At 48.5% G+C, this 983-nt stretch carries 1 protein-coding gene; it reads right to left on the minus strand.

Annotated elements, in window-relative coordinates:
- Positions 1 to 412: 412 nt before the first annotated feature.
- The coding region (locus tag PPOP_RS22805; protein WP_006286980.1) for a hypothetical protein at positions 413 to 983 on the minus strand (571 nt) is incomplete at its 5' end.

The raw sequence follows: 983 nt of genomic DNA on the forward strand, positions 1-983 counted from the left end.
CTCGGGTTTTTCCGTTTTCATAAAGTTGCACCAGTTGCTTTTTAAACTCTGCTGTGAAAGTACGTCGTTGTTTTGGCATTGTAGACGATCCGCTTCTTAAGATAATAGCTTTATTCTACAAGCCCTTATTTTTGTTGTCCAACTAAGTGTAGCCGATCCACGACAGGGTTACACTGGGGATATATCCCCAGCCCCCTATGTGTCGTATCTAGCTCATTAAACTATCAGACACTCTGAGACGTCCAGAGCGCCCGTAGACGGGTTAATACGCAAATGATACATGTGATAGATTGCCGCACCATCTGGACGTGTCACAGCCCCTCCACAGTGCGGATACGCGCGCACTGGCTCCGACTCTTGCTCATATATGCGTCCACCACATCCATCACAATCGTAACCACCGTGATACACATCATCTCTCATCACCTCCAGCGTCTATCTCCCCCTTATTAATAGACTTTGTAGGCTTTTTTCCACTCATCGCCGCACCGTGAGTAGCCGCATAATCAATGATAGTAGCCTTAAAGACTTCTTCTTGCCTTTTCGCATGTGCTTCCAACTGCTCTACCTTCGCAGCCATGATGGCAGCTTCTTTTTCAGCTGCAGCCGCCACGGCGGACAGCTTAGCCGCCTCCGTCTCCTGCGCAGCAACTACAGTCTGCTGCTGCTCGACCTCTGTCGTTAGTCCCTGTATCCAATTTTCTTTATCATCGACAACTCCATTCAGCCGCTCAACTTCTGCCGACAACCTGCCATTGGACTTATCCAACTCACGCATCTCCTTGGCGTACTCTTCATTAACACGACCTAATCGCTCCTTATCAGCCTGTAGTTCCTTCATGCTCTCCTCCAGGACATCAAGACGCGCTTGTAATTGAGTCACTTTCAAACGTTCATTTTGCAACTCTTCCTGCGCATGCATAGTGTCCTTCATCGATGCGTCAAGGGCTTCATTAAGACTGTCGCTTGCTAATCGCAAAGCC

Source organism: Paenibacillus popilliae ATCC 14706 (assembly GCF_000315235.1).
GTDB classification, from domain to species: domain Bacteria; phylum Bacillota; class Bacilli; order Paenibacillales; family Paenibacillaceae; genus Paenibacillus_B; species Paenibacillus_B popilliae.